Source organism: Paenibacillus sp. VCA1, from assembly GCF_031583795.1.
Lineage (GTDB): Bacteria > Bacillota > Bacilli > Paenibacillales > Paenibacillaceae > Paenibacillus_AQ > Paenibacillus_AQ albilobatus.
The window spans coordinates 1-846 of record NZ_JAVLSX010000036.1; the positions used below are offsets into that span (position 1 = coordinate 1).

Sequence of the window (846 nt, forward strand, 5' to 3'; positions counted from 1 at the left end):
CGTCTGGGAACTGAGGCATAAATATCCGGTGAAGGCACTCGTACAGCTGTCTGGTATCCCGCGCAGCACCTATTACAACCTTATAAAGCGTATAAACCAACCAGATCCGGATGCGGATTTGGGAGCTGAGATCCAGTCAATTTACGTGGAACACGATGGACGTTACGGATATCGTCGTATTCGTGATGAATTGGCAATCCGTGGGCGGAAAGTGAACCACAAGAAGGTTCAGCGGATCATGAAGGAGATGGGCCTTAAATGCCTAGTCCGCATGAAAAAGTATAAGTCATACAAAGGGACAGTCGGCAAGACTGCACCGAATCATTTGGATCGCCAGTTCACGGCGGAGGCGCCAAATGAGAAGTGGGTAACAGACATCACGGAGTTTAAGTTATTTGGAGAAAAGCTGTATCTGTCGCCTATTTTAGACCTATTCAATGGGGAAATTATCACCTATACCATTGGTTCAAGACCAACATATTCTCTGGTATCTGAGATGCTGGATGCAGGACTGGAGCGTCTGCCGGAAGGTCACCATCTTCTCTTTCATTCAGATCAAGGTTGGCATTATCAAATGAAGCAATATCGCTATGCGCTTAAGTCGAGAGGCATTCTCCAAAGCATGTCGCGGAAAGGGAATTGTTACGACAACGCCGTCATAGAGAATTTCTTCGGCATTCTCAAATCAGAGTTTCTGTACTACAAAGAGTTTAAAAATGTGGAACATTTCAAAGAAGAATTGGAAAAATATATTGAATACTACAATACCAAACGGTTAAAAGCAAAAATCAAAATGAGTCCGGTACAGTACCGAACTCATTTTGAGAAAGCTGCTTGATGAAATAA

At 43.6% G+C, this 846-nt stretch carries 1 protein-coding gene; it reads left to right on the forward strand.

Annotated elements, in window-relative coordinates; genetic code table 11:
* Positions 1-838, forward strand: an 838-nt coding sequence (locus RJP21_RS30985; protein WP_310862615.1) for an IS3 family transposase, incomplete at its 5' end; no start/stop codon positions are given.
* Positions 839-846: the final 8 nt, after the last annotated feature.